The sequence below is a fragment of the Hyalangium gracile genome (genome assembly GCF_020103725.1).
Lineage (GTDB): Bacteria > Myxococcota > Myxococcia > Myxococcales > Myxococcaceae > Hyalangium > Hyalangium gracile.
Genome location: NZ_JAHXBG010000074.1, coordinates 1 through 1,187 on the forward strand (window position 1 = coordinate 1; position 1,187 = coordinate 1,187).

A 1,187-nucleotide genomic window follows, 5' to 3' on the forward strand; every position below is an offset into this window, starting at 1 on the left:
CGTCATCGAGGCGCAGCCCGCCGCTGGACAGCCTCCCCGCGTGGAGACCTTCAGCTTCAAGAGCCGCTACCTCGCGCCACTGGAACGCGACGCATTGGTGGCGCAGATGGCGGTGGATGCACGCACAGCCGTGGACTATTACGGAGGAGCGGTGGACATCCTGCGGCCCGCCCTCAAGCGCCACGTGCAGGTGCAACACGTCCGCCTCGTCTACGAGGGCGGAGCGCTCATGCCCAGGAATCTCGACCACCTGAGGATTGCCGTGGACAAGGTCAGGCGGGAGGTCAAGGGAGTGCAGGTGCTGGTCCGGTGAAGTTGCTGACGCTGCAGGACTTGAATGTCGAGGACAGTCTTGCCCTCCATTGGGAAGGCACCTTCGAGTCACACCTGCGGATCGAGCAAGCGCTGGAGCCGTTTCTCCAGGCGCTCGAGGAACACGCCAGCGAGTGGATGCCGGACATCGTCCAGAGCCAGCGGCGGCGGAAATACTCTCGGGACGCAGTCTGGAAGGCGCTGGAGGAGCGCCGCACCGAGTCCGGCTCGATCATCGGTCTCCATCGCGCCACCGCACCGGCCGTGTCCCTGACGCTCCACCTCCTGCTCGCGCAAGTCCCGCGTGAATTGAGCGTCAGCCTGGATGTTCAGCCGCTCACCTTCTTCGCGGAAGAGGAGCGGTGCCGCGGATTCGTGGAGCTGGTGCGCGCCTGGGCGTCACATCATCCAGTCCCGTATGCGGCGGCTCACAGCGCGGCGGATCGGCAGCTGGCAGACTTTCCCAGCTTCGGCCGTGACGACGAGACCCGGTTCCAGAATGGGTTCGACCAGATCTACGAAGTCTTCTGGCTCAACGTGTTCGGCCCGAAGCTGGTGGCTACCGTAGGCCGCGAGCGCATGCTGTCCACCCCCGCCCACAGTGTGGAGGAGCTGCCCAACGGCTCCATCCTGCTCGTGACGTGGCCCACCGCCGCGGACTTCAGCCGGGAGGAAGCACGCCAGGCCCAGGCCCGAGCGCTGGTGCATCTGCGCCCGGAGCTCGACTTCGCCACGGTGCTGAGCACTCTCCAGGAGCGCAACGCCGCCCTCGTGCCCGTCGCGCCCCGCTTCCCACCGGAGGTGGCCCCCCTGCTGGCGCGGCTGGTGGACAGCGTCGCCATCAGCCAGCGCCAGCGGAGAATCGCGGAGCTCAA

The 1,187-nt window shown here is 67.0% G+C and carries 1 protein-coding gene and 1 pseudogene; both read left to right on the top strand.

Annotated elements, in window-relative coordinates:
- Positions 1 to 313: pseudogene (locus tag KY572_RS46835) on the top strand (hypothetical protein); the annotation flags it as partial.
- Positions 310 to 1,187: hypothetical protein (locus KY572_RS46840; RefSeq protein WP_224250320.1), on the top strand; the 878-nt coding region annotated here is incomplete at its 3' end. The pseudogene KY572_RS46835 and the gene KY572_RS46840, both read left to right, overlap by 4 nt.